We start from the raw sequence: 24,829 nt of genomic DNA, 5'->3' as shown, positions 1-24,829 counted from the left end.
GTGGAGGCGGCGCCTTAGGTGGCGGCGACCATCTCCGTCTCGTAGCACTCGATCTGATCGCCGACGCGGATGTCGTTGTAGTTGGCGAAGCTCATGCCGCATTCGTAGCCGTTAGTGACTTCCTTCACGTCGTCCTTGAACCGCCGGAGCGTCGAGAGCTCGCCCTGGTGGATGACCACGCCGTCGCGCAGCAGACGGACGCCGCAGCCACGGCGGACCACGCCTTCCGTCACGCGGCAGCCGGCCACATTGCCGATCCGCTTGACCTCGAAGACCTGGAGGATCTGCGCGTAGCCGAGGAACTTCTCGCGCTGCACCGGCGCGAGCTTGCCCTTGTAGAGCTTCTCGATGTCGTCGGCGACCTCGTAGATGATCGAGTAGTAGCGGATATCCACGCCGTCGCGCTGCGCCATCTCCCGCGCCTGCGTCGTGGCGCGGACGTTGAAGGCGACGATGACGGCGCCGGAAGCCTTGGCGAGCTGGACGTCGCTCTCGGTGATCTGGCCGACCGCCGAGTGCAGCACGCGGACGCGCACCTCCTCATTGCCGAGCTTGCCGAGGGTGACGCCGATCGCCTCGGCCGAGCCCTGGACATCGGCCTTGACGACGACGGCAACCTCCTTCTGCTCGCCGAGCTGGACCCGGGCCAGCATCTCGGCCAGCGTCCCGCGCCCGGCGCTGGTCGCGGCGGCCGACTTCTCGCGCAGCTTGCGCTGGCGGAATTCGGAGATCTCCCGCGCCCGCGTCTCGTCCTCGACCGCGACGAAGGGCTCGCCGGCGGAGGGAACACCCGTGAGGCCGAGCACCTCGACCGGCAGGCTCGGCCCGGCTTCCTTCACCTGGCGCGCCTTGTCGTCCAGCATGGCGCGGACGCGGCCCCATTCGGAGCCGGCGACGACGATGTCGCCCGTGTGCAGCGTGCCCTTCTGAACCAGCACGGTCGCCACCGGACCGCGGCCGCGATCCAGCCGGCTTTCGATCACCGTGCCCTCGGCCGCCCGGTTCGGGTTGGCCTTCAGGTCCAGAACCTCAGCCTGCAGGGTGATGGCTTCCAGCAGCTTGTCGAGGTTCAGCTTCTGCGTCGCCGAGACCTCGATCTCCTGCGTATCGCCGCCGAGGCTTTCCACCACGATCTCGTGCTGCAGCAACTCCTGCCGCACGCGCTCGGGGCGGACGCCCGGCTTGTCGATCTTGTTGATGGCCACGATGATCGGGACATTCGCCGCCCGGGCGTGGTTGATCGCCTCGATCGTCTGCGGCATCACGCCGTCATCGGCGGCCACCACCAGCACAACCATATCCGTCACGCTGGCGCCGCGGGCGCGCATGGCGGTGAAGGCGGCGTGGCCCGGCGTGTCGATGAAGGTGACCTTCGAGCCATCCGGCACCGTCACCTGATAGGCGCCGATATGCTGGGTGATGCCCCCGGCCTCGTGCGCCGCCACATCGGCCTGGCGCAGTGCGTCCAGCAGGCTGGTCTTGCCGTGATCGACATGGCCCATGATGGTGACGACCGGCGGCCGCGGCTGCAGGTCGGTATCCACATCGGTCGCGCCCTCGATGCCGAGCTCGACATCGCTCTCGGCGACGCGCTTCACCCGATGGCCGAATTCCTGCACCACCAGCTCGGCGGTATCAGCATCGATGCTCTGGGTCAGCGTCGCCATCACGCCCATGCGGAACAGCGCCTTCACCACCTCGCCGCCACGGGCGGCCATGCGGTTGGCGAGTTCCTGGACGGTGATGGTCTCGGGGATGACCACGTCGCGCACCACCCGCTCCTGGCCGGAACGGAGGCGGGCGAGCTCCTGCTGCCGCCGCTCGCGCTCGCGCGCACGGCGCATGCTGGCGATGGAGCGGCTGCGGTCGTCCTCGCCCTCGATCGCGGCCTGGACGTCGATGCGGCCGCCGCGGCGGTCGGCGCCGGGGCCCTTCTTGACGGCGGCGAGCACCGGCTTCTTCGCCGGTACGGCGACGCCACCCGGGCGGCGGGCGGCGGCGCGGCGCGCCTCGTCCTCCTCCTCAGCGGTGCGGGCTCGCAGCGAGAGCTTGGCCGCCGGCGAGGTAGCACCGGGCGCGGCCGGAGCAGCGGCAGCCGGGCGACGAGCCGCGGCGATCTGGGCCGGAGTCAGGGCCGGTTGCGGGCGCGGCTTGGGCGCCGCGGCCGGGCCGGCAGCCGCGGGGGCGGCGGCAGCCGGGGGCGCCGGCTCCTCCTCGGGCTCCTCGCGCTTCGGGGCGACGGCAGCGGCGATGGCGGCCTTCTTCGCCTCGGCGGCAGCGCGGGCCTCCTCCTCCTCACGGAGGCGGGCCTCCTCGGCGGCGCGGGCGGCGGCCTCCTCGGCCTCGCGGCGCTCCTCCTCCTCGCGGCGGCGGGCTTCCTCGGCGGCGGAGCGGACCATCAGCGCCTGGCGCTCGCGCTCCTCGCGCTGACGCTGCGCTTCCAGCCGACGCTGCTCCTCCAGCACGCGCTGGCGGGTAGCCAGCTCGGCCTGGGTCAGGGGGCGGCCGGGGGCCGAGGAGGCGGCGCCACGTGCCTGGCCACCGCCGGAGGGGCGGTTGCCGGGCGGGCCACCGGCCGGCCGGCCGCCCGCAGGGGCGGGACCAGCGCCGGTCGCCGCCGGGCGGGTGCCTGGCGTCACAACACGCTTCTTCACCACCTCGACCTGGACGGTCTTGCTGCGCCCATGGCTGAAGCTCTGGCGGACGCTGCCTGCATCCACCGTCTTGCCCAGTTCCAGGCGGCCTCCGGCCGGCCGAAGGCTCAGCCTGCTCTTTGCTGCATCCTGGTCGTTCTGGTCACTCATGCGCTGATCCGAACCCGATCCGTCTGACGTCATTGCCGTCCATGCCACGTCCCGTCACGGCTTGCCGCGCCGGGAACAATTCTATCCTGACGGCGCCGAAATGCCCGCCAGCCGCGCGGCTTCCGCCGCGATCGATTTCGCCAGCCGGCCCGGCGCGATCGCCACATGCACGGCATGGTCCCGTCCGAATACGCCGCCGAGCACCTCGGCGGGCAGGGGGGCCACCACCGGCAACCCCCGACCGCCCACCAGACGCGCCCTTTCCTTCGGGCTGCCGTCGGAGGCCTCGACCAGCAACCCGGCCTTGCCGGAATGCAGCCATTCGCGCACCGCATCCCGGCCGCACACTGCCTGGCCACCGCGCCGGGCGAAGCCGATGAGATCGCGGAGCCGACCTTTCAGGCCGTCCTCGATCCGCGCGCGAAGGTCAGGGGGCAGATGCACAGTCCCGCGTGCCGCCCTCGAGAAGGCGCCGCGCTTCACCGCGCGTTCTAACACATCGGCCTTGGCCGACAACCACATTCCCCGCCCCGGCAGGCGGCCAGCGAGATCCGGCACCACCACATGCTCGGGACCGAGCACGAAGCGGATCATTGCCTCCTTCGGCAGGCTCTCTCGGGTGACCAGGCAGCGGCGGAGGGGGCCCCGTTCGGGCTCCTCCGCCTCGCCCTCGGCGCCTAGCGCCGGCTCATGCGGAGGCGCCGTCAGCATTCGCGCCATCCTCGGCGAACCAGTGTTCACGCGCGGCCATGATGACGGCGTTCGCCGTTTCCTCATCCATGGCGTCGGCGCCGATGATCTCGATCAGCTCGTCCGAGGCGAGGTCGGCCAGATCGTCCAAGCTCTTCACCCCCTTCTCGCCCAGGGCCACGAGCTGGGTCGGGGTGAAGCCGCCGATCTCGGCGACCGCATCCTCGACGCCCATCGCGCGCCGCTTCTCGTCCAGCTCGACGTCCCGGCGTTCCAGCCAGGCTTCGGCGCGGCGCTTCAGCTCGGCGGCCACGCTTTCGTCAAAGCCCTCGATGCCCGCCAGCTCCTCATCCTCGACCGAGATGATGTCTTCGACCGAGGTGAAACCCTCGGTCACCAACAGCCCGGCGATGACGTCGTCCACATCCAGCGCCTCGACGAAGAGGCCGCTGCGCTTGCGGAATTCCTCCTGCCGGCGCTCGCTCTCCTCCGCCTCGGTCAGGATATCGATATCCCACCGCGTCAACTGCGAGGCGAGCCGGACATTCTGGCCGCGCCGGCCAATGGCTAGCGAGAGTTGGTCATCCGGGACCACGACTTCAACCCGCCGCGCCTCGTCGTCGAGCACGACCTTCGTCACCTCGGCCGGGGCCAGGGCGTTCACGACGAAGGTGGCGTTGTCGCCGGACCAGGGGATGATGTCGATCTTCTCGCCCTGCAGCTCCTGCACCACCGCCTGGACGCGGGAACCGCGCATGCCGACGCAGGCGCCGACGGGATCGATGCTGGAATCGCGGCTGATGACGGCCATCTTGGCGCGGCTGCCGGGATCCCGGGCCACCGCCTTAATCTCGATGATGCCGTCATAGATCTCCGGCACTTCCTGGGCGAAAAGCTTGGCCAGGAAGCCCGGATGGGTGCGGCTGAGGAAGATCTGCGGGCCGCGCGGTTCCTCTCGCACGTCATAGATGTAGGCGCGCACCCGGTCGCCGTTCTTGAAGGCCTCGCGCGGGATGGTCTCGTCGCGCCGCAGCAGCGCCTCGGCCCGGCCGAGATCGACCATCAGGTTCCCGTATTCGGTGCGCTTCACCGTGCCGTTGATGACCTCGCCGACGCGGTCCTTGTACTCGTCGAACTGCTTCTTCCGCTCGACCTCGCGCACCCGCTGGACGATCACCTGCTTCGCCGTCTGGGCGGCGATGCGGCCGAAATCGATCGGCGGCAGCGGGTCCACCAGGAACTCGCCGGCCTGGATCTCCGGCTTGAACTTGCGGGCAATGCGGAGAGGGATCTGCGTCGCCTCGTTCTCGACCGGCTCCTGGTCCACCACCTCGGTCCAGCGGGAGAGGCGGACCTCGCCGTTGCGCCGGTCGATGACGGCGCGGATGTCCTTCTCATGCCCGTATTTGGCGCGGCCGGCCTTCTGGATGGCCTGCTCCATCGCCTCCAGCACCTCGTCGCGCTCGATCATCTTCTCGCGCGCGACGGCATCGGCGACCTGCAGCAGCTCCGGACGCGCGATGGTGATATCGACGGCCATGGCGTCAGTTCCTCCTGGCGGGCTTGGGGTCTTCGTCGGACGCCTCATCGGCATCCTCTTCGGGGGCGGCCGCGGCGGTGGCCGCGATCAACTCATCGGTCAGCACCAGCTTGGCCCGGCGGATATTCCCGCGGGCCACGGCCAGCTCCGCGCCGTCCTCCAGCCGCAGCCGCGCCGTCTCGGCATCGGCGCCAAGGATGATGCCGCGGAAGCGCTTGCGGCCTTCCTGCGGCACCAGCAACTCCAGCGTGGCCAGATGGCCGGCGTAATTGGTCCAGTCCTTGGTCCGGGTCAGCGGTCTGTCGATGCCGGCCGAGGAGACCTCCAGCGACCATTCGCCCTTGATCGGATCCTCGACATCCAGGACGGCGCCGATGGCATGGCTGATCGCCTCGCAATCCTCGACGCGGAAGGGGGCGCCATCGGCGCGGTCGGCCATGATCTGCACCACCGGCCGGGCCTGGCCGCTGACCTGCACGCGGACGAGCTCATAGCCCATATGCTCGATGGTGGGCGCGATCGCATCGGCGATGCGCGCCTCGAGCCCTTCATGCTGTGGACGTTCGGTGGCCAAAAACAAAAAAGGCGGCCCGTGAAGGCCACCCCCCTAAGATCGGATGAGGTTGTCGCACAAACTATAGGCATCCGCCCGGCCGGCCGCAAGATGCATCCGCAGGCCGGGCGGCGGCCCCTCAGGTGCCGCTATAATAGAGTGTCACCGTATGGGTCGCCTCGGCGAACATCAGCCAGCGCTCGACCAGCAGCCCGGCCAGGGTCAGCACCGCCCCCAGGGTCAGCGCCAGCGTCGCCAAGCCACCCCCCGCCAGCAGGGCCAGCACCGCCAGCAGCACCGGCAGGGCGAAGCCGCCGAGCTGGGCGATCAGCCGAAGCTTCGCCGCATGCTTGCGGGCGATGCGGAAGCCCATCTCGCGCAGCAGGTAATTCTGCTCGGTATGCGGCGGCTCCAGCGTGCGGGTCTTGCCGATGAAGCCGAGCGTGGTGGCGGATTCGATGGTGGCGATCGGCGGGGCGGCATCGATCCCCCGCCAATAGGCCCGCTTCAGCAGCAGCGCAGCCGCGCCGGAGAGGATCGCCAGCACCGCCGGCACCGTGCCGCTGCCGGAGAAGGCGGCGAGCATCGCCAGCAGCACCGCGCCGCTGAAGGCTGAAAGGGCGAGATAGCCCGGCACCACCAGCGGGTGGCGCCATTGCCGGATCGGCTTGAGGGAGGCGTAGATCATCGCCGTGCAATAAACGGTCGCCACCGCCCCCGCCGCGGCGAGCAGCCCGGCGATAACGGCCAGTGCCGGCGCGCCGACCCAGAGGCCGAGGCCGAGCAGCAGGGCCGGAATATAGGTCAGGACCGCCGCCACCCCCTCCCGCGAGAGCCAGGAGGAGCGCCATTGCGAGAAGGCCCGCCAGGCGCGCTTCGGATTGCCCAGATGCAGCGTCGAGGAGAGCAGCCCGGCCGTGATCAGCGCGAGCGCCAGCACAAGCGCGACGAGCGCCGGCATCGGGCTCATCTGCACCAGCCCGAGCGGGCGCAGCAGGCCGAGCCAGAAGAGCAGCCCGTAGCCGGCGCCCGAAGCGGTGGTGAAGAAGACAATCGAAGGGGCGGGATTCACCGGGTGAGCACCTTGTCCATCCAGCGCAGCAGCGGGTTCTTGATGTCCATCGGCGTCGGCGCCGCCTCATCCGGCTTTGCCGCCAGGCTCGTGCGGTTGCGTGGCGGCAGGTAGCTGTTGACCGGCTTGTAGCCGAGCTCCGGCATCAGCGGCTGGCCGCCACGCTCGGCCACCAGCTTGCTGACCTTGCTCTCCGGGTCGCCGAGATCGCCGAAATGCCGGGCGCTGGTCGGGCAGGTCAGCACGCAGGCGGGCTGGCGCTGCGCCTCGGGGATATTTTCATTGTAGATCCGGTCGATGCAGAGGGTGCATTTCTTCATCACCCCCGCATCCTCGTCCATCTCGCGCGCCCCATAGGGGCAGGCCCAGGCACACAGCCCGCAGCCGATGCAGATGTCGTGGTCCACCAGCACGATGCCGTCCTCGATGCGCTTGTAGGAAGCACCGGTGGGGCAGACCGTGACGCAATCCGGCGTCTCGCAATGGAGGCAGGAGCGCGGGAAATGGACCGTGCGGCCCTGCGCCCCTTCGCCCGCCTCATAGCTATGGACGCGGTTGAACCAGACGCCCTCGGCCCCGGCCGAATAGGGCTTCAGGTCGGGCAAGGGGCCGCTATGGCCGGAAGCGTTCCATTCCTTGCAGTTGACCGCGCAGGCCTGGCAGCCGACGCAGGTATCGAGGTCGATGACGAGGCCGAGCTTCTTCTGGCCTGGGGTGATCTCGGGCAGGCAGGTCACGGGTTTGCCTTCATCGAATAGCGGAGCAGATCGGGCCGCGCAGGCATGTGCGGCGGCAGCGGCAGCGCCTCCGGATGCGGGCTGGTGACGCCTTCCTCGCCCGGCGCGCATTTCGTCACCGAGACGCGGAGGTCATACCAAGCCGCCTGGCCCGTCACCGGATCGGCATTGGCCTGGCGGAAGCCGCCCTGGGCCGGCAGCCACTCGCTGATGACATGGTTCAGCAGGAAGCCGCGCGTCGCCTCCGGGCTGTCGGGGTCGAGGTTCCAGGCGCCGGCGCGCTTGCCGATGGCGTTCCAGGTCCAGACCGTGTCGGGGTTCACCCCCTCCATCAGCGAGACTTGGCATTTCAGCCGGCCGGCGCGGCTCTCGACCCAGACCCAGTCATCCTGGGCGAGGCCGAGCGCGGCGGCACGGCTGCGCGCCATATAGAGCTTGTTGGCGCCGAGGATCTGCCGCAGCCAGGCATTCATCGAGCCCCAGGAATGATACATCACCATCGGCCGCTGGGTGATGGCGGAGAGGTCGAAGCGACCCAGGTCCTGACCCTCATGCTCCAGCGCCGGGTACCAGATCGGCAGCGGGTCGCAATAGGTGCGGATCCGCTCGCGCAGCCGGTCCGGCGGCTGCTTGGCGCCATGGCCCTCGGCGGCGAGGCGGAATTTCTGCAGCGGCTCCGACCAGATCTGCATGACGATCTGGTCCGACTTGCCCATCAGCCCCATGGCCTTGGACTGTTCGAGATAGGCCTTGTTGGCGTGCTTGTAGAAGCCCTGCTCCGGCGGCAGGTGGTCGCGCCAGAAGCAGCCATTCTCGATATAGCGCTGGAGCTGGTCGGGGTTTGGCTCGCCAACGCCCTTCTTGCTGCCATCCACGCCGCGGAAGCCGGCGAGCGGGCCGACGCCCGGCATCCGCTCATGGTTCATGATGTAGTCGGGGTAGTCCTTGAACTTGGGCGAGCCGTCCGGCTTGGTGAAGGCCGGCAGGCCGAGCCGGGCGCCGAGTTCGATCAGCACGTCCTGGAAGGGCCGCACGTCGCGGTCCGGCTTCAGCACCGGCTGGCGGATGGCATCGCCCGCGCCATGCGCGCTGCCGATCGGACGGTCGAGGATGGAGATGCAGTCCCACCGCTCGAGATAGGTGGTGTCCGGCAGGATCAGGTCGGCATAGGGCACCGTCTCGGAATAATAGGCGTCCGAGTAGATGACGTGGGGAATGGTGTAGCTGCCATCCTCCTGCGTCTCGGTCAGGATGCGAATGACTTCGCCGGGGTTCATCGCGCTGTTCCAGGCCATATTGGCCATGAACATGAACAGCGTATCGATCTTGTACGGGTCGCCGATGCCGGCATTGCCGATGACGGTGTGCATCATCCCGTGCAGGGCCAGCGGCGCATCCCAGGAGAAGGCCTTGTCGATGCGGAGGGGATTGCCCTCGTCATCGACCAGCAGATCGTCCGGCCCCTGCGGGAAGGAGAGGATATTGCCGGCCAGCGGCGTATTGGGCTTGGCGCCCTTGCCGGCCGGGCCGGGGCCGGGCGGGATCGGCCGCGGGAAGGGCGATTTGTAGCGCCAGGAGCCTGGGGTATCGACCGCGCCGAGCAGCATCTGCAGCAGATGCAGGGCCCGGCAGCTATGGAAGCCGTTGCTATGGGCGGAGATGCCGCGCATCGCATGGAAGGCGACCGGGCGGCCCACCATCGTCTCATGCCGCCGGCCCCAGACATCGGTCCAGGGCTGGTCGAGCGTGATCGCCTGGTTGAAGGCGACATCGGCGATCTCGGCGGCAATCTGGCGGATGCGCTCGGCCGGCAGGCCGCAGCGTTCGGCCACCGCCTCCGGCGCGTATTCGGGCGCCAGGTAGCGCTCGGCCATCAGGTGGAAGACCGGCTGGACGCGGCGGCCATCGGGCAGGGTGAACTCGCCCGCCATCACCGGCGAGAGATCGGCCAGCGAGGCATCCACGGCGCCGCGGCTGCGGTCCCAGGCGAGCGGCTTGCCGGCCTCGTCGCGGGCGAAGAGCCCGTCATCCTCGCCGCCCGGATTGCGGACCACCAGCCAGGGGGCGTTGGTATAGCGGGAGAGGAAGTCGAGATCGATGCTGTCGGTGCGCAGCAGCTCATGCACCAGGGCCAGAGCGAAGAGCCCGTCGGTGCCGGGGCGGATGCCGACCCATTCATCGGCGATGGCGGAATAGCCGGTGCGGACCGGGTTGATGGAGACGAATTTCGCTCCCCGCGCCTTCAGCCGGGACAGGCCGATCTTGATCGGGTTGCTGTCATGATCCTCGGCCACGCCGAACATCAGGAAGTATTTGGCCCGGTCCCAATCCGGCTCACCGAATTCCCAGAAGCTGCCGCCGATGGAATAGAGCCCGCCGGCCGCCATGTTCACCGAGCAGAAGCCGCCATGCGCGGCGAAATTCGGCGTGCCGAATTGCGCGGCCCAGAAGCCGGTCAGGCTCTGCGACTGGTCGCGGCCGGTGAAGAAGGCGAGGCGGCGCGGATCCGTCTCACGCACATGGCGGAGCCAGCCGGTCGCGGTCTCCAGCGCCTCCTCCCAGGAGATCTCGGCGAATTCGCCCGAGCCGCGCGGGCCGATGCGCTTCAGCGGCGCCCGCAGCTTGGCCGGGGAATATTGCGTCATGATCCCGGCGCTGCCCTTGCCGCAGAGCACGCCCTTGTTGACCGGGTGGTTCGGATTGCCCTCGATATAGCGGATGCGACCGTCCTTCAGATGGACGCGGATGCCGCAGCGGCAGGCACACATGTAGCAGGTAGTGGTCTTCACCTGGTCGCCGACCGGGGGCGAATAGTCCACCGCCCGGTCTGGCCTTTCCGTCGCCAGCGGTATCGGCGCTTCGGGCATAGACTGGCCTTCTCCCTTACCCTGAAATGTCAGTAAGCCACGGGCCCGTGTTCTGGGCAAACCGGGAGGAGAAGTCCATGCCGCACAGCCTGAAAAGCCTGGTCCAGTCCGGCCGGCTCGCCGCCGGAACCTTCCTGGTGGAATTCGTGACCCCGGGGATCGGCCATATCCTGGCCGGCGCCGGCTGCGACTTTGCCTTCCTCGACATGGAGCATAGCGGCTTCTCGACCGAGACGGTGAAATCGGCGCTCCGCTACCTGGAGGCGGGCGGCATCCCGACCCTGGTGCGGGTCCCCTCGCGGGACGCCCATGATATCGCCCGCCTCGCCGATGTGGGGGCGGAGGGGGTGATGCTGCCCCTGGTCGGCAGCCTGGAGGTGGCTCGGGCGGCCGTCGCCGCCCTGAAATACCCGCCCCAGGGGCGGCGCGGCGTCGCCCTCCAGATCGCGCATGACAATTACCGCGCCGGCCCGGCGGCGGCGAAGCTGGCCGCGGCCAATGACCGCACCGTGCTGATCCTGATGATCGAGACCGCCGAGGGGGTGGAGCAGGCGGAGGTGATCGCCGCCCTCGATGGGGTCGATGCCCTCTGGGTCGGGCATTTCGACCTCTCTGCCTCGCTCGGCATCCCGGGCGAGTTCGACCACCCGGCCTTCCGGGAGGCGACGCGACGCGTCTGCGCGGCGGCGCAGCGGCATGGCAAGGGACTCGGCCGGCTGGTGACCGGGGCGGCGGAGGCGGAACGGGCCTGGCAGGACGGGTTCCGCCTGCTCGCCTGGGGCGGCGATGCTTGGCTGTTGCAGGCGGCCGTGGCGGAAGGTGTGGGACGGCTGCGGGGGATCGCCGGGGCCTGACGGCGCCGGCGATCCCTGGCCCTTACTCCGCCGCCGGCAGCGGCGGCGGGGCGGTGCCGGCCAGCAACGCGGTCCGCGCCGCGGTCAGGATGGCGCCGCCGCCCCGCTCGGGCCGTAGCACCAGCAGCAGCAGCGACCGGCCGGTGACGATATAGGGGTGGCCGAATTCGAAGGGTTCCGGCTCCTCCAGTTCGGGCCGGTTGGTGTCGATCAGCAGCTGCCAGCGCTGGCCGGCCGGCGGCTCGGGCAGGGAGAATTCCACCGCCTCATGGTGCGAATTCAGCACCATCAGCAGCGTGGCATCCGAGGCCGGGCGGCGGATGCCGCTCGCCTGGGCGCGGCCGTCGAGCACAATCCCGAAGCAGCGGGTATTCGCGTCGCCCCAATGCTCGCTGTCCATCTCCGTGCCGTCCGGCAGGACCCAGGTGGCGTCCTTGACGCCCAACTCCTCGTTATAGGCGCCGGTCAGGAAGCGGTTGCGGCGCAGCACCGGGAAGGCCTGACGCAGCGCGATCAGCTTGCGGGTGAAGGCGGCGAGGGCCCGGCCCCCCTCGTCGATGCCGGCCCAGTCCACCCAATTCAGCTCGTTGTCTTGGCAGTAGGTGTTGTTGTTGCCCTGCTGGGTGCGGCCGAATTCGTCGCCGGCCAGCACCATCGGCGTGCCCTGCGAGAACAGCAGGGTCGCCAGCATGTTGCGCTTCTGCCGCTCGCGCAGCGCCTGGATCTCGGGGTCGTCGGTCGGCCCCTCGACGCCATGGTTCCAGGAGAGGTTGTGCGAATGGCCGTCGCGATTGTCCTCGCCATTCGCCATGTTGTGCTTCTCGTTGTACGAAACGAGGTCGTTCAGCGTGAAGCCGTCATGGGCGGCGATGAAGTTCACGCTGGCCCAGGGCTTGCGGCCGCGCTTGTTGAACTTGTCGCCCGAGGCAGTGAGGCGTGCGGCGAGCTCCGCCGCCATCCCCTCATCGCCCTTCCAGAAGGCGCGCACCGTGTCGCGGAAGCGGTCGTTCCATTCCGCCCAGCCGGGCGGGAAGCCGCCGACCTGGTAGCCGCCCGGGCCGATATCCCAGGGCTCGGCGATCAGCTTCACGCTCGCCAGCACCGGATCCTGCCGGCAGGAATCGAGGAAGCCGCCGCCCTCGTCGAAGCCATGCGGCTCCCGCCCCAGGATCGTGGCGAGGTCGAAGCGGAAGCCGTCGACATGCATCTCCGTCGCCCAGTAGCGCAGGCTGTCGGTGACGAGCTGGAGCACGCGCGGATGCGACAGGTTCACCGTGTTTCCGGTGCCGGTGTCGTTGATGTAGTAGCGCGGCTGGTCCGGCAGCAGCCGGTAGTAGCTGGCATTGTCGATGCCCTTGAAGGACAGGGTCGGCCCGCGCTCATTGCCCTCGGCGGTGTGGTTGTAGACCACGTCGAGGATGACCTCGAGATTGGCATCGTGCAGCCGCGCCACCATCTCCTTGAACTCGGAGAAGGCGAAGGCCGGGTTGCGCGCATAGCGCCGCGCCGGCGAGAAGAAGCTGATGGTGTTGTAGCCCCAGTAATTCGTCAGGCCCTTGTCCACCAGCGGCCCGTCATTGACGAAGGTATGGACCGGCAGCAGCTCGACCGAAGTCACGCCGAGCCCGCGCAGATAGGCCACGACTTCCGGCGCGGCGAGGCCGGCATAGGTGCCGCGCATCTCCTCCGGCAGGTCGGTGCGGAGCTTGGTGAAACCCTTCACATGGGTTTCGTAGAAGATGGTGCGGTCCCAGGGCACGGCCGGGCTGCGTTCCCGCCCCCAGCTGAAGGCCGGGTCGATGACCCGGCATTTCGGCATCAGCGGCGCGCTGTCGCGGGTATCGAAGGTGAGGTCGTCGCCGGACTCGAGCTGGTAGCCGAAGATCTCCGGGCCCCATTGCAGCTCGCCGACGATGGTCCGTGCATAGGGGTCGAGCAGTAGCTTGTTGGGGTTGAAGCGGTGGCCGGCCTCGGGCTCGTAGGGGCCATGCACCCGGTAGCCGTAGATCGTTCCCGGCCGCGCATCGGGCAGGTAGCCGTGCCAGACTTCGTCCGTGTATTCCGGCAGCTCGATCCGCTCCAGCTCGGTCTCGCCCGCATCATCGAACAGGCAGAGCTCGACCTTGGTCGCATGGGCGGAGAAGATCGCAAAATTGACGCCGAGCCCATCCCAGGTGGCGCCCAGCGGAAATGGCGAGCCTTCCCTGACACGGGACTTCCGCACGATCTGCGGTGCCGAAATCTCGAGCCGGGTATCCATGCCGCCAGTCCCTTCCATCAAGCGGCAGCAGAACAGGGCGGGGGTGCTTTCGTTCCCGGGCATTCAACGATTTCGCCCGGTGGTCGGGATGGGTGGCGGAACTCGCGGGCGCCCGCGCTTCTTAAGCGTCGCCGAGACAGTTCGCCCCCAAGGCGGCGCCCCGCAGACCGAAGGACCACCCGACCATGCCCGAAGCCGGCCCGCCGCCGATTCCGCGCGCCACCTACCGCCTGCAATTCCATGCCGGCTTCCGCTTCCGGGACGCAGCGGCGCTGGCGCCCTACCTGGCCCGGCTGGGGGTCAGCCATGTCTATGCCTCACCTTATCTGAAGGCGCGGCCCGGCTCCTCGCATGGCTACGACATCGTCGATCATGGCCGGCTGAACCCCGAACTGGGGGAGGAGGCCGAATTCCGTGCCATGTCCGCCGCCTTTCGCGAGAACGGCCTCGGCCAACTGCTCGACTTCGTGCCGAATCATATGGGTGTCGGCGGGTCCGACAATCCCTGGTGGCTCGACGTGCTCGAATGGGGGCCGGACAGCGACTATGCCGGCTGGTTCGACATCGATTGGGACCCGGACCGGCGCTACCTGTTCAATAAGCTCCTGGTGCCCTTCCTCGGCGACCAATACGGCGCGGTGCTGCAGGACGGCCAGCTTGAGCTCCGCTTCGATCCGGCGGAGGGGGGATTCGCGGTCTGGGCCTATGGCACGCATAAGCTGCCGATCTGCCCGCTGCATTACGAACGGGTGCTGGGCCATGCGCATCCGGAGTTGGAGCGGCTCGGCGATGCTTTCTCCGGCCTGCCGAACTGGCGGCCCCGCGTGCATGCCCGCGCCCGCGACCTCCAGGCCGAGCTGGCCGGGCTGGTGCGCGAGCGGTCGGATGTGCGCGAGGCGGTGGAGGCCGCCGTCGCGCGGCTGAACGGCAAGCCCGGCCGGCTGGAGACCTGGCGCGACCTGGACACGCTGATCCAGGACCAGCACTGGCGCGCCGCCCATTTCCGCGTCGCTGCCGACGACATCAACTACCGCCGCTTCTTCAACATCAACGAGCTCGCCGGCCTGCGCATGGAGCTGCCGGAGCTCTTCGACCATGCGCACCGCTTCGTCTTCTCCCTGCTGGAGGACGGCACGCTGGAGGGGCTGCGCATCGACCATGTCGATGGGCTGCTCGACCCCAAGGGCTACCTCCAGCGCCTGCGGGAGGCGGCACCGCGCCCCTTCTACCTGGTGGTCGAGAAGATCCTGTCGCGGCACGAGGCGCTGCGCGAGGATTGGCCGGTCGAGGGCACCACGGGCTATGAATTCGCCAATCTCGTGCTCGGCCTGCTGGTGGATCCGGCCGGCGAGGAGGGGTTCAGCCGCACCTATGCGGAGTTCATCCGCGGCGCCGAGCCCTTCGCCGAGACGGTGCGCGACTGCAAGATCCGCATCATGCTGAACGAGATGGCGAGCGAGCTGAACACCCTCGCCCGCGACGCGGCGCGGGTGGCGCGGCAGAACCCGCGCACGGCGGATTTCACCCGCAACATCCTCCAGCGCGGGCTGAAGGAGATCGTCGCCTGCTTCCCCGTCTACCGCACCTATGTGGACGGCACCGTCTCCCCCACCGAGGCCGACCGGCGCGACATCGAATGGGCCATCGCCCAGGCGCGGCGGAACGAGACCGATCTCGACCCCAGCGTCTTCGACTTCCTGCACCGGCTCCTGACCAGCGACCTGGTGGCGGAACCGGGCAGCGGCTTCAGCCGGCACAGCGTGGTGCGCTTCGCCATGCGGGTGCAGCAGTACAGCGGCCCGGTGATGGCCAAGGGCCTCGAGGACACGGCCTTCTACCGCTACAACCGCTTCGTCGCGCTGAACGAGGTGGGCGGACACCCGGACCATTTCGGCGTCTCGCTGCCGGCCTTCCACAAGGCGAATGCCCAGCGCGCCCAGCGCTGGCCGCATGCCATGCTCGGCACCTCCACCCACGACACCAAGCGCGGCGAGGATACGCGGGCGCGGCTCGCGGTGCTGTCGGAGATGCCGGAGGAATGGGCCCGCCAAGTCCAGACCTGGAGCCGCATCCTGCGCGCCCGCCGCGGCGATGTGGAGGGCACCGCGCCGCCCGACCGCAACGACGAATACCTGTTCTACCAGCTCCTGCTCGGCGCCTGGCCGGCGGAGCTGACCGGCACCGGCATGCCGGAGGCCGAGGCGCTGCGCGGCTTCGCCGAGCGCATGGAAGGCGCCATGGTGAAGTCGATGCGCGAGGCGAAGCGCCACACCACCTGGGCCGCTCCGAACACCGTCTATGAGGAGGGGATGCTGGGCTTCCTGCGGGAGGCGCTCGACCCCTCGCGCTCCGGCGCCTTCCTCGATGCCTTCCTGCCCTTCCAGGCGAAGGTGGCGCGGCTCGGCTTCCGCAACAGCCTGGTGCAGACGGCGCTGAAGCTCGCCTTGCCGGGCATGCCGGATATCTACCAGGGCTGCGAATTGTGGGATCTCAGCCTGGTCGATCCCGACAACCGCCGCCCCGTCGATTACGACCTCCGCCAGCGGGTGCTGGAGGAGGTCGGCGCGGCCATGGCGCGGGACCGGCGCGCGGCCATGCTCGGTATGCTGGAGAACTGGCGCGACGGGCGGGCCAAGCTGGCGCTGACGGCCACGCTGCTGGCGCATCGGCGGGACCATGAAGCGCTCTTCACCGAGGGTGGCTACGAGGCCCTCGCCGCGACCGGGGCCAAGGCCGACCAGCTCTGCGCCTTCCTCCGCAGCCATGGCGAGGACCGGCTGCTGGTGGTCGCATCCCGTTTCCCCGCCCGGCAGGAGGTGGATCGGGGCTGGGGCGACACGGCGATCCCCGTGCCGGGCACGGGCGGCTGGCGCGACCTGCTGACCGGACGGCGGCTCGAAGCCGGCGCGATCACGGCCGAGGCGGTGCTGGCCGATCTGCCGGTCGCGCTGCTGGTGCCGGAGACCGGGCATGGCGGCTGAGGGGCGCGCCATGCTGCGGGTGGCCGAGGCGATGAGCGGCGATGTCGAATTCATCGGGGCCGAAGCCCCAGTGAAGGAGGCGGCGGAGCTGATGGGCGAGCTGGAGGTGGGCGCCCTGCCGGTCGGCAGCGCCGGTTCCTTGCAAGGTGTTCTAACGGACCGCGACATCCTCTACCGCCTGGTCGCCGCCGGCCGCGACCCCGGCACGACCCCCGTGCGGGAGGTGATGTCGAGCCCCGTCGTCACCTGCCGGCCGGAGGATACGGTCCAGGCCGCCATGGACCTGATGGCGGCGCATCATATCCGCCGCCTGCCGGTCTGCGACCCGACCGGCCGGGTCGAGGGCTGGATCACCCTCTCCGACCTGTCCCGCCGCCTGCTGCTGGACAGCGAGGCCTTGCAGGGCGCGCTGCGCGAACTGACCGAGGCGCCGGCCTAGGTTCAGCGCCGCATGCGCTGCCGCCGTTGCAGGCCGAGGACGACCTCGGCCGGCAGGCCGAAGCGGGCGGCGAGATAGTCCAGCCAAGCGCGGCCGGTCTCGGCCCGGCGGTCGAGCACGAGCAGCGAGGCGGCATAGGCATGCGCGCCCAGATGCGCCTCCTGCAAGGCATGCAGCAGCGGCGGCAGCGGCGTGGGCGCGGCGAGTTCGGCCTCGAAAGCCGCCCGCTCCGCCTCGCCGGCGCCGATGGCGGTGAGGTCCTCCCAGAGGTGCCCCCGCTCAGGCGCCGCCCCGCCCGCCAGCGCCGAGAGCGCCACCATGCGGATCAGCAGCAGCCGCGCCGGCGGATCGACGGCCGAGAGGTTCAGCGTCAGCGGGAACAGCGTCTGGTGCCGGTTCTGCAGCCAGGCGCCGAGCGCCTTGGTGGCCAGGACATCCCGCAGCACCCAGCGCGGGTCCGGGGCCCCGCCATGCCGCCGCGGCGGGGCGGGCGCCGGCTCCTCCTCCGCGGTGCCGATCGCCTGCCGTTCCAGCAGCTCCGCCTGGCCGTCGCGGTCGGAAGGGAAGGAGAAGAGCCGTCCGAGGAGGCTCAGCGTGCTCGACATTCGGGAAGGCCTCCTCGCCGGGCGGGTCCGTGCCGCGGGCAGGACAGAACGGAAGGGAAGGCGGCGCGTTCCGCCCCGGCGGCAAGGCGGGCAGGCCACACCGCCCCCATTCCCGGACGAGGTTCCCATTCCATGCTCGATGCCCTCTCTCGCCGCTCCTGCCGGACCGGGGCGCGATGACGCTCCCCCAGGCCCTTGCCTTCGGCATCCTCGCCGTCACCGTCGGGCTCTTCGTTTGGGGCCGCATCGCCTATGAGCTGGTGGCGCTGCTGGCGCTCGCTGCTGGTCTCGCGGTGGGGATCGTGCCCGCCGACAAGGCCTTTTCGGGCTTCAGCGACGACATCGTCATCATCGTGGCCGGCGCCCTGCTGGTCAGCGCCGCCGTCGCGCGATCGGGCGCGGTGGAGACGCTGATGCGGCCGCTGCTGCGCCACCTGCGCGGGCCGGCCACCCAGGTGCCGGCGCTGGTCGGTGCCGTAATGGTCTCCTCCATCTTCACCAAGAATATCGGCGCGCTGGCCATCTTCATGCCGGTGGCCCTCCAGCTCGGCCGGCGCACCGGCACGCCGGCCTCGGCGCTGCTGATGCCGATGGCCTTCGCCTCGCTCATCGGCGGCCTCGTCACCATGATCGGGACCTCGCCCAACATCATCGTCTCCCGCGTGCGGGAGGAGATCACCGGCCAGCCCTTCGGCATGTTCGACTACACGCCGGTCGGCGCCGTCATCGCGCTGTCCGGCCTTGTCTTCCTCGCCTTCGGTTGGCGCCTCCTGCCACGCGGCGGGCGGAGCGGGGCGGCGGGGCTCGAGGAGGCGATCGCCATTGAGCCCTACACCACGGAAGCCCGCGTGCCCGCGGGCTCGGCCATGGTCGGCCGGACGGTGGCGGAGCTGGAGGCGCTGGGCGAGGGTCGCGCCGGCGTCGCCACCGTGATCCGAGAGCGCTTCCGCCGCTATCCGCCCACGCCGGACTGGCAGATCCGCGCCGATGACGTGCTGCTGTTGGAGGGCGATGCGGAGACGCTGGACAGCATGCTGGCCCGCGCCGGCCTGCGCCTCGCGGGGGAGCGGCGCACGGACCCGCGCGAGGAGGAGGGCGAGGTTGCGGTGATCGAGGCGGTGATCACCGCCGATTCGCCGCTGGTCGGCGCGACGCCCGCGGGGGTGAAGCTGCGGGAGAGGCACGGGATCAGCCTGCTCGCCGTCAGCCGCAGCGGCCGGCGGATCTCGCAGCGGCTGGCGACGCTCCGGCTGCGCCGCGGCGATGTGCTGATCCTGAAGGGCGCCGAGGCGCGGCTGCCGGAGGCGCTGGGCAGCCTCCGCGTCCTGCCGCTGACCGAGCGCGACGTGGTGCTGGGCCGCAGCCGCCGGAGCTGGGTGCCGCTGGTCGTGCTCGGCATCGCCATGCTGCTGCTGGCCTTCCATGTCGTGCCGGTGGCGGTGACCTTCTTCGGCGCCGCCGTGGTGCTGCTGCTGCTCCGCAGCCTGACGATGCGGGAGGCCTATGAGGCGATCGAATGGCCGGTGCTGATCCTGCTCGGCGCCCTGATCCCCGTCAGCGAGGCGATCCAGACCACGGGGGGCACCGACCTGATTGCCGGCTGGCTGCAGGGCGCGGTGGCGGGGCTGCCCACCATAGGCTCGCTCGCGGTCATCATGGTGGTGGCGATGGCGGTGACGCCCTTCCTCAACAATGCCGCGACGGTGCTGATGATGGGCCCGATCGCGGCGAGCCTGGCGCAGCGGCTGGGGCTGAGCCCGGATGCCTTCCTGATGGCGGTCGCGGTCGGCGCGGCCTGCGACTTCCTCACCCCCATCGGCCATCAGTGCAACACGCTGGTGATGGGTCCTGGCGGCTACCGTTTCGGCGACTACTGGCGGCTGGGCCTGCCGCTCTCGCTCATTGTCCTCGTGGTGGGCGTGCCGATGATTGCCCTGGTCTGGCCGCTAGGGCAGTAGCGGCGCGGCTTCCTGGGCCGGCCGTTCGGCCGCCGCCCCGACCAGCGCCAGCGCCTCGCCGGCCGAGGTGACGATCACCTCGCCGGCTGCCTCGCCCCGCAGCGCCGCCAGCATCGGGCTGTCCGAGGCCGCCTCCCACAGCCCGATCGCCATCCGGGCCTCGGGGAGGTGGCGGTGCAGGCGACGCAGGAAGTAGCGCACGCTGGTCGCGCTGCTGCCGCCTTCCAGCACCGAGAGCAGGCAGAGGCGGATGCGGGCCGGGTCCAGCACCGTCTCGATCTGCGCCGCCTCCAGCGCCGCATTGGGCAGGGCCCGGGCGCCGAAGCCCTCGGCGCGCAGGATCAGCGCCAGCACCCCGGCCGCGGCAGCATCGAAGGGTCCCTGGCCGGCGATGCAGAGCACCGCCCCCTCCGCCCGCCAGGAGTCCGGCAGGGATTCGCTGCCCGGCCTGGCCGCGGCCTGCGCTGCCAGCTCGTCCAGCACCATCTCCACCTGGCTGCGGATGCGCTCCACCTGGTCGCCATCCAGCACCTCCCGCGACCAGTCGGCCTGGGCCAGCGCCAGGCCGCGCAGCGCCACCGTGTCGCACCAGGCAACCAGCGGCCGGCCCTCGCCCTCGGCTTCGGCCTTCAGGTGCCGCCGTGCCTCGGTGACCAGCAGGTCGGCATCGCCCTCCAGCGCGCGCTGGTAGAAGCTCTGGTCGGGGCGGAGCGGCGGCCGGTCGCCCAGCATCACATCGAGGAATTCCAACCGCTCCACATGCCGGCCCAGCACCACCAGGCAGACGGTCAGCGGCGTCGCCAGCAGCAGCCCGACCGGGCCCCAGAGGAAGGCCCAGAAGGTCGCCGCGACGATGATCGCGATGGGTGAGAGCCCGGTGGAATGGCCATAGAGCAGGGGCTCGAAGACCTGGCCGGCCAGGGGCTCGGTCACCAGGAACAGCGCCAGCACCGTTAGGGCAAGGGACCAGCCCGGATCCACCGCCAGGGCCAGCAGCAGCGGCGGCACCACGGCGATGAAGCTGCCGATGAAGGGGACGAAGCGCATCAGCCCCGCCAGCGCGCCCCAGAGCGCCGGGTTGGGCAGGCCGGTGAGCCAAAGCCCGAGGCCGATGACGAGGCCAAAGCCGGCATTCAGCGCCACCTGCGCCAGGAAGAAGCGCGAGAGCCGGTTGGCCGCATCGTTCAGCGCAACCGTCGTGCGGTGCAGGTCGCGCGCCCCGGCGAGGCGGATCAGCCGGTCCCGCAGGTCCTCGCGGTAAAGCAGGACGAAGATCACGAAGACCACGACCAGCCCGGCGGTGGCCAGCGGCGCCAGGACCTGTTCCGCCACGCCGAGCACCGCATCGAGCGGTGCCCCGGTCCCGGTGGCGGCTGGTGCCGGCGCGGCGGCACCGGCGGGCGCGCCGCCATGGCCGGTGGTCATGCCGGTGACGCCCTGCGCCAGGTTCTCCGCCGCCGCCAGCATTTCGCCAAGGCGAAGCGACTCCACCTTGGCCCGCACCGCCGCCTGGTAGCGCGGCAGGTTCGCCGCCAGCTGCACCACCTGCCCGCTGACCGCGAGGCCGATGCCGACGATCAGCGCGACCGCGAGCAGCGAGGTCACCACGACCGACAGCGCCCGCGGCACCCGCAGCCGCCGTTGCAGGAGGCGCGCGACGGGCGCCAGCACGAAGGCGAAAAGGCCGGCCAGCACCAGCGGCACCAGGACTTCCCGTGCCAGGCTGAGCCCGGCGATGACCACGGCCGCGCCGCAGAGCGTGGCGAGGCCGCCCGGGCCCCGGCCGGTGTCGCGGCGGCCGCCCTCGGCGCGGCGCGGTCGCATCCCATCCTCGTCCTGCCAGGCTGCCATGCGTCTGTCCCACCCCCGCCGCGTTTCGGTCGTGCAACGCAAGGGCGCCGCCGGCGTTGCGGGCGGACAACGCGCGGAGGAAAGGCGATGGCCGGCACCGAAGCCGCACCCGACCCCGGCGAACCTTGCCCCTCCTGCGGCGCTTGGGGGGGCTCGTCACCGCTCGCGGATGGACAGCAGATTGGACGCTAGCGGCACTTCTTCCTTGCGGAACCCGACCTTGGCCGGGGGCGGCGTCCGATCGCGCATGACCGGCCGTGCGCTGCTGCTGGCCGCCCTGCTGGTCGCGGCCGCGATCTTGCTGGGCGCCTGGAGCCTGCTCGCCGGACGGCGGGACCGCGCCGGAATGGCCGTCGGCAATGCCGCGATGCTGCAGGCCGAGGCGCTGCTTTCGGCCATGCGTGATGTGGAGACGGGGCAGCGCGGCTTCGTCCTCACCGGCAACGACGCCTTCCTCGAACCCTATGCGAATGGCCTCGCCGCCGCCGCCCGCCAGCTGGCCGCGATCGAGGCGGAGGGGCCCGGCAGCGGGCTCGACCCGACCCGGCTGCGGGAGCTGGTGCGGGCGCGGCAGGATTATGCTGCCCGCGTCGTCGCGCTGCGCCGGGAGGGGGGGCTGGAAGCCGCCCGCCTCGCCGTGGAGGAAGGGCGGGGCAAGGAGGTGATGGATGCCCTGCGGACCGAAACCGCCCAGGCGCAGGCCGCCATCACGCAGCGGGTGGAGGCGCTACGGCAGCAGGACGATCGCCGCACCGCCTGGTGCTTCGCACTCGGCGCTCTGCTGATCGTCGCCGCCGGCGCCGTGCTCGGCGCCTATGCCCTGGCGCGACGGCGGGCGGAGCGGCGCGCCGCGGCGCTGCTGGACAGCGTGATGGAGAATGCCCCGGTCGGCCTCGGCCTGCTCGACCGCGACCTTCGCCTCCATCAGGCCAACCGCGCCCTGGCCGAGATGAGCGAGCGGACCCTTGGCCTCGAAGCCGGGCGGCAGGATCTGCGGTCGGCCCTGCCGGCGGAGGTGCTGGCGGCCGTGGAGCCCCGGCTGCGGGAAGTGCTGGAAGGCGGCAAGGCGCAGTCCGAGGTGGAGGTCACCCTGCGCCCCGCCGGCCGCCCGAACGCCGCCCCGCGCCAGTTGCTGATGGCCTTCTTCCCGCTACGCGAGGATGGGCTCGGCGCCGGCCTCGTCGTCACCGATGTTTCGATCCGGCGGCGCTACGAGGAGCGGCTGCGGCGCAGCGAGGGACGGCTGCGCACCCTGGTGGACAGCATCCCGCAGCTCGCCTGGATGACCGACGCCGAGGGCAGCGTCCAGTGGTACAACCGCCGCTGGTACGAATATACCGGCACGACGCCCGAAGAGATGCAGGGCGATGGCTGGGTCAAGGTCCACAGCCCCGACCATGTGGAACGGGTGGTGGCGCATTTCCGCGCCGCCATCGCCGCCGGCGAGCCCTGGGAGGACACCTTCCCGATCCGCGGCGCCGATGGGCGCTATCGCTGGTTCCTCTCCCGCGCCCTGCCGCTCCGCGACGAGCCAGATGAGGCCTCGTCCGAGGGCCGGCTGGTCGGCTGGTTCGGCACCAATACCGACATCACCGAGATGCGCGCGGCCGAGGAGGAGCTGGCCGCCGCCCGCGATGCGGCCGAGGATGCCAACAAGGCGAAGAGCCAGTTCATCGCCAATATGAGCCATGAGCTTCGCACGCCGCTCTCGGCCGTGATCGGCTATTCCGAGATGCTGGAGGAACAGGTCGAGGATCTCGGGGACGAAGGCGCAGAGATCTTGGACGACCTGCGCAAGATCGGCTCCAATGCGCGCCACCTGCTCTCGCTCATCAATGACGTGCTCGACCTCAGCAAGATCGAGGCGGGCAAGATGGAGGTGCAGGCCGAGGATTTCCCGCTGGAGCCCCTGCTGCACGAGGTCGGGGATACCGTGGAGGCGCTGATCGGGCGCAAGCACAACAGGCTCGTGCTCGAGCTCGCGCCCGGGCTCGGCGAGATGCATTCGGACACCGTCAAGCTGCGGCAATGCCTGTTCAATCTGCTCTCCAACGCCGCGAAATTCACCGAGGGCGGCCAGATCACCCTCGCGGCCAGCCGGCAGCAAAGGGACGGGCGGGACTGGCTGGAGCTTCGCGTTGCCGATACCGGCATCGGCATGACGGAGGAGCAGCTCCAGCGCCTGTTCCAGCGCTTCAGCCAAGCGGATGCCTCGACCACGCGCCGCTTCGGCGGCACCGGCCTCGGCCTCGCCATCACCAAGGCCTTCTGCACGATGCTGGGGGGCGATATCGCGGTGGAGAGCCAGGCCGGCGCCGGCACCACCTTCACCATCCAGTTGCCGGCCGATCTGCGCGAGGCGCGGGCCGATCCGGGCGAGCCGGAGGCGGCGGCCGAGGAGCTGCCCGGCCCGCCGAGCGCCGAGGAAGGCAGCGCCGGGCTGGTGCTGGTAGTGGATGACGACGCCGCCGCGCGCGACCTCCTGGCCCGCTTCCTCCGGCGGGAGGGGTTCGCCGTGCGCACCGCGCAGGATGGCGCGGCCGGGCTGCGGCTGGCGCGGGAGATGCGGCCGAACGCCATTCTCCTCGATGTCATGATGCCGCGCATGGATGGCTGGGCGGTGCTCTCGGCGCTGAAGGCGGAGCCGGCCCTGGCGGAGACGCCGGTCATCATGGTGACGGTGGTGCAGGAACGCGGGCTTGCCTTCTCGCTCGGCGCCGCGGACTACCTGACCAAGCCGGTGCAATGGCCGCGGCTGAAAGCGGCGCTGGATCGGGCGCGCACGGCAACCACCGCCGGCGCCGCGCTGGTGCTGGAACATGATGCCGTGCAGCGGCTGGAGCTGCGGCAGTTGCTGGAGGCCGAGGGCTGGACGGTGCGGGAGGCGGCGACATCCGTGGCCGCGCTGCGCCTGCTGGAATCGGGTGGTGGCGCCGCCGTGCCCGACCTGGTGCTGGTCGGCGTCCCCGGCTTCGAGGGGGACGGCATCGCCCTGATCCAGAATTTGCGCCGCCATCCCGAATGGCGCGAGCTGCCGGTGATCGCCCTCGCCGAGGGGAAGATGTCCGATGCGGAGCGTGACGGGCTACGCGGCCAGGTGCGCCGTGTCCTGCCTATGGGCGAGGAGCCGCCGGAGGGCCTCCTCGCCGAGCTCCAGCGCATCGCCAACCAGTCCCAGCCCGCTGCCCGGATCGCCGGGCCGGGGCCCATGGAGAAAGCGACATGACCAAGATCCTGCTCGTCGAGGACCACGAGGAGCTCTGGGATTTCCTGTCGCGCCGGCTGAAGCGGCGCGGCTTCGACATCGTGCTGGCGCATGATGGGCAGCAGGGCGTGGATGCGGCCCGGGCGGAACGGCCGGACGTAATCCTGCTCGACATGAACCTGCCGGTGATGGATGGCTGGACCGCGGCGCGGACGCTGCGCGCCGATCCGGAGATGGCGGGGGTGCCGATCATCGCGCTGACCGCGCATGCCATGGCCGGCGACCGTGCCAAGACGCTGGAAGCGGGCTGCGACGACTACCATCCGAAGCCGGTCGATTTCTCCCGCCTGCTGGCGCAGATCGACGCGGCCCTGCTGGCGAAGGAAGGCGCGCCCGGCCCGGGCTGACGCCCG

General features: G+C 70.4%; 16 protein-coding genes. 6 read left to right on the top strand and 10 right to left on the bottom strand.

Annotated elements, in window-relative coordinates; genetic code table 11:
• Nucleotides 1–14: 14 nt before the first annotated feature.
• The 7 genes from infB to JMJ55_RS13825 all read right to left on the bottom strand — a co-directional run bounded on the left by infB (nucleotide 15) and on the right by JMJ55_RS13825 (nucleotide 10,263).
• The gene (gene infB, locus JMJ55_RS13855) at nucleotides 15–2,804 is read right to left on the bottom strand and encodes a translation initiation factor IF-2 (RefSeq protein ID WP_202826161.1); all 2,790 of its coding nucleotides are present in this window, start codon (nucleotides 2,802–2,804) and stop codon (nucleotides 15–17) included.
• A gap of 81 nt (nucleotides 2,805–2,885) precedes the next feature.
• Nucleotides 2,886–3,515 carry an RNA-binding protein gene (locus JMJ55_RS13850; protein ID WP_202826160.1) on the bottom strand — a complete coding sequence of 210 codons (630 nt, stop codon included), beginning with the start codon at nucleotides 3,513–3,515 and terminating at the stop codon, nucleotides 2,886–2,888.
• Entirely contained in the window at nucleotides 3,493–5,034 is a 1,542-nt protein-coding gene (gene nusA / locus JMJ55_RS13845; protein ID WP_202826159.1) for a transcription termination factor NusA, read from the bottom strand. Before nusA ends, JMJ55_RS13850 begins: the two co-directional genes overlap by 23 nt.
• A 4-nt stretch (nucleotides 5,035–5,038) precedes the next feature.
• Nucleotides 5,039–5,608, bottom strand: coding sequence for a ribosome maturation factor RimP (rimP, locus tag JMJ55_RS13840; protein WP_236033703.1), 570 nt, complete (start codon nucleotides 5,606–5,608; stop codon nucleotides 5,039–5,041).
• Between the two features lie 118 nt (nucleotides 5,609–5,726).
• Complete coding sequence (locus tag JMJ55_RS13835) at nucleotides 5,727–6,659, bottom strand: dimethyl sulfoxide reductase anchor subunit family protein (RefSeq protein ID WP_202826157.1); 933 nt, start codon at nucleotides 6,657–6,659, stop codon at nucleotides 5,727–5,729.
• On the bottom strand, nucleotides 6,656–7,396 hold the full coding sequence (locus JMJ55_RS13830; RefSeq protein WP_328702637.1) for a 4Fe-4S dicluster domain-containing protein: 741 nt from the start codon (nucleotides 7,394–7,396) through the stop codon (nucleotides 6,656–6,658). Before JMJ55_RS13830 ends, JMJ55_RS13835 begins: the two co-directional genes overlap by 4 nt.
• Nucleotides 7,393–10,263: a molybdopterin oxidoreductase family protein gene (locus JMJ55_RS13825; RefSeq protein WP_202826155.1), complete on the bottom strand. Its 2,871-nt coding sequence runs from the start codon at nucleotides 10,261–10,263 to the stop codon at nucleotides 7,393–7,395. The genes JMJ55_RS13830 and JMJ55_RS13825 overlap by 4 nt, the downstream gene beginning before the upstream one ends.
• A 77-nt stretch (nucleotides 10,264–10,340) precedes the next feature.
• Here JMJ55_RS13825 and JMJ55_RS13820 point away from each other — a divergent pair, with 77 nt between their 5' ends.
• Nucleotides 10,341–11,117, top strand: coding sequence for an HpcH/HpaI aldolase family protein (locus JMJ55_RS13820; protein WP_202826154.1), 777 nt, complete (start codon nucleotides 10,341–10,343; stop codon nucleotides 11,115–11,117).
• A 22-nt stretch (nucleotides 11,118–11,139) separates the two neighbouring features.
• On the opposite strand, the gene glgX is transcribed toward JMJ55_RS13820, so the two are convergent.
• Nucleotides 11,140–13,377: a glycogen debranching protein GlgX gene (gene glgX / locus JMJ55_RS13815; protein ID WP_202826153.1), complete on the bottom strand. Its 2,238-nt coding sequence runs from the start codon at nucleotides 13,375–13,377 to the stop codon at nucleotides 11,140–11,142.
• A gap of 185 nt (nucleotides 13,378–13,562) precedes the next feature.
• On the opposite strand from glgX, the gene treY reads away from it, so the two are divergent.
• Together treY and JMJ55_RS13805 are read left to right on the top strand one after the other, a co-directional pair.
• The gene (gene treY, locus JMJ55_RS13810) at nucleotides 13,563–16,358 is read left to right on the top strand and encodes a malto-oligosyltrehalose synthase (RefSeq protein WP_202826152.1); all 2,796 of its coding nucleotides are present in this window, start codon (nucleotides 13,563–13,565) and stop codon (nucleotides 16,356–16,358) included.
• A complete protein-coding gene (locus JMJ55_RS13805; RefSeq protein WP_236033702.1) occupies nucleotides 16,348–16,797 on the top strand; it encodes a CBS domain-containing protein in 450 nt (149 codons plus the stop codon). Before treY ends, JMJ55_RS13805 begins: the two co-directional genes overlap by 11 nt.
• Before the next feature lie 2 nt (nucleotides 16,798–16,799).
• Here JMJ55_RS13805 and JMJ55_RS13800 read toward each other — a convergent pair whose 3' ends face one another.
• Nucleotides 16,800–17,402, bottom strand: coding sequence for a DUF533 domain-containing protein (locus tag JMJ55_RS13800; protein ID WP_202826151.1), 603 nt, complete (start codon nucleotides 17,400–17,402; stop codon nucleotides 16,800–16,802).
• Between the two features lie 176 nt (nucleotides 17,403–17,578).
• Here JMJ55_RS13800 and JMJ55_RS13795 point away from each other — a divergent pair, with 176 nt between their 5' ends.
• Nucleotides 17,579–19,360, top strand: a complete 1,782-nt coding sequence (locus tag JMJ55_RS13795) for an SLC13 family permease (RefSeq protein ID WP_202826150.1) — start codon at nucleotides 17,579–17,581, stop codon at nucleotides 19,358–19,360.
• Here JMJ55_RS13795 and JMJ55_RS13790 read toward each other — a convergent pair.
• A complete protein-coding gene (locus tag JMJ55_RS13790; protein WP_202826149.1) occupies nucleotides 19,349–21,211 on the bottom strand; it encodes an AI-2E family transporter in 1,863 nt (620 codons plus the stop codon). The two genes, JMJ55_RS13795 and JMJ55_RS13790, sit on opposite strands and share 12 nt — an antisense overlap.
• A gap of 247 nt (nucleotides 21,212–21,458) precedes the next feature.
• Between JMJ55_RS13790 and JMJ55_RS13785 the strand changes: the two genes are divergently transcribed.
• Complete coding sequence (locus JMJ55_RS13785; protein ID WP_202826148.1) at nucleotides 21,459–24,437, top strand: response regulator; 2,979 nt, start codon at nucleotides 21,459–21,461, stop codon at nucleotides 24,435–24,437.
• Complete coding sequence (locus tag JMJ55_RS13780; protein WP_202826147.1) at nucleotides 24,434–24,823, top strand: response regulator; 390 nt, start codon at nucleotides 24,434–24,436, stop codon at nucleotides 24,821–24,823. The genes JMJ55_RS13785 and JMJ55_RS13780 overlap by 4 nt, the downstream gene beginning before the upstream one ends.
• The last annotated feature ends 6 nt before the right edge of the window (nucleotides 24,824–24,829 follow it).

Source organism: Belnapia mucosa (assembly GCF_016775475.1).
In the GTDB taxonomy this organism is placed as follows: domain Bacteria; phylum Pseudomonadota; class Alphaproteobacteria; order Acetobacterales; family Acetobacteraceae; genus Belnapia; species Belnapia mucosa.
Note: the sequence above shows the minus strand (reverse complement) of the source record. Positions and strands in the feature narration are given on the sequence as shown.

Excerpts from the sequence above, each read along its gene's own strand:
- infB (WP_202826161.1), bottom strand. The coding sequence starts at position 2,804 with ATGAGTGACCAGAACGACCAGGATGCAGCAAAGAGCAGGCTGAGCCTT.
- JMJ55_RS13850 (WP_202826160.1), bottom strand. The coding sequence starts at position 3,515 with ATGCTGACGGCGCCTCCGCATGAGCCGGCGCTAGGCGCCGAGGGCGAG.
- nusA (WP_202826159.1), bottom strand. The coding sequence starts at position 5,034 with ATGGCCGTCGATATCACCATCGCGCGTCCGGAGCTGCTGCAGGTCGCC.
- JMJ55_RS13825 (WP_202826155.1), bottom strand. The coding sequence starts at position 10,263 with ATGCCCGAAGCGCCGATACCGCTGGCGACGGAAAGGCCAGACCGGGCG.
- JMJ55_RS13820 (WP_202826154.1), top strand. The coding sequence starts at position 10,341 with ATGCCGCACAGCCTGAAAAGCCTGGTCCAGTCCGGCCGGCTCGCCGCC.
- glgX (WP_202826153.1), bottom strand. The coding sequence starts at position 13,377 with ATGGATACCCGGCTCGAGATTTCGGCACCGCAGATCGTGCGGAAGTCC.
- treY (WP_202826152.1), top strand. The coding sequence starts at position 13,563 with ATGCCCGAAGCCGGCCCGCCGCCGATTCCGCGCGCCACCTACCGCCTG.
- JMJ55_RS13805 (WP_236033702.1), top strand. The coding sequence starts at position 16,348 with ATGGCGGCTGAGGGGCGCGCCATGCTGCGGGTGGCCGAGGCGATGAGC.
- JMJ55_RS13800 (WP_202826151.1), bottom strand. The coding sequence starts at position 17,402 with ATGTCGAGCACGCTGAGCCTCCTCGGACGGCTCTTCTCCTTCCCTTCC.
- JMJ55_RS13795 (WP_202826150.1), top strand. The coding sequence starts at position 17,579 with ATGACGCTCCCCCAGGCCCTTGCCTTCGGCATCCTCGCCGTCACCGTC.
- JMJ55_RS13790 (WP_202826149.1), bottom strand. The coding sequence starts at position 21,211 with ATGGCAGCCTGGCAGGACGAGGATGGGATGCGACCGCGCCGCGCCGAG.
- JMJ55_RS13785 (WP_202826148.1), top strand. The coding sequence starts at position 21,459 with ATGACCGGCCGTGCGCTGCTGCTGGCCGCCCTGCTGGTCGCGGCCGCG.
- JMJ55_RS13780 (WP_202826147.1), top strand. The coding sequence starts at position 24,434 with ATGACCAAGATCCTGCTCGTCGAGGACCACGAGGAGCTCTGGGATTTC.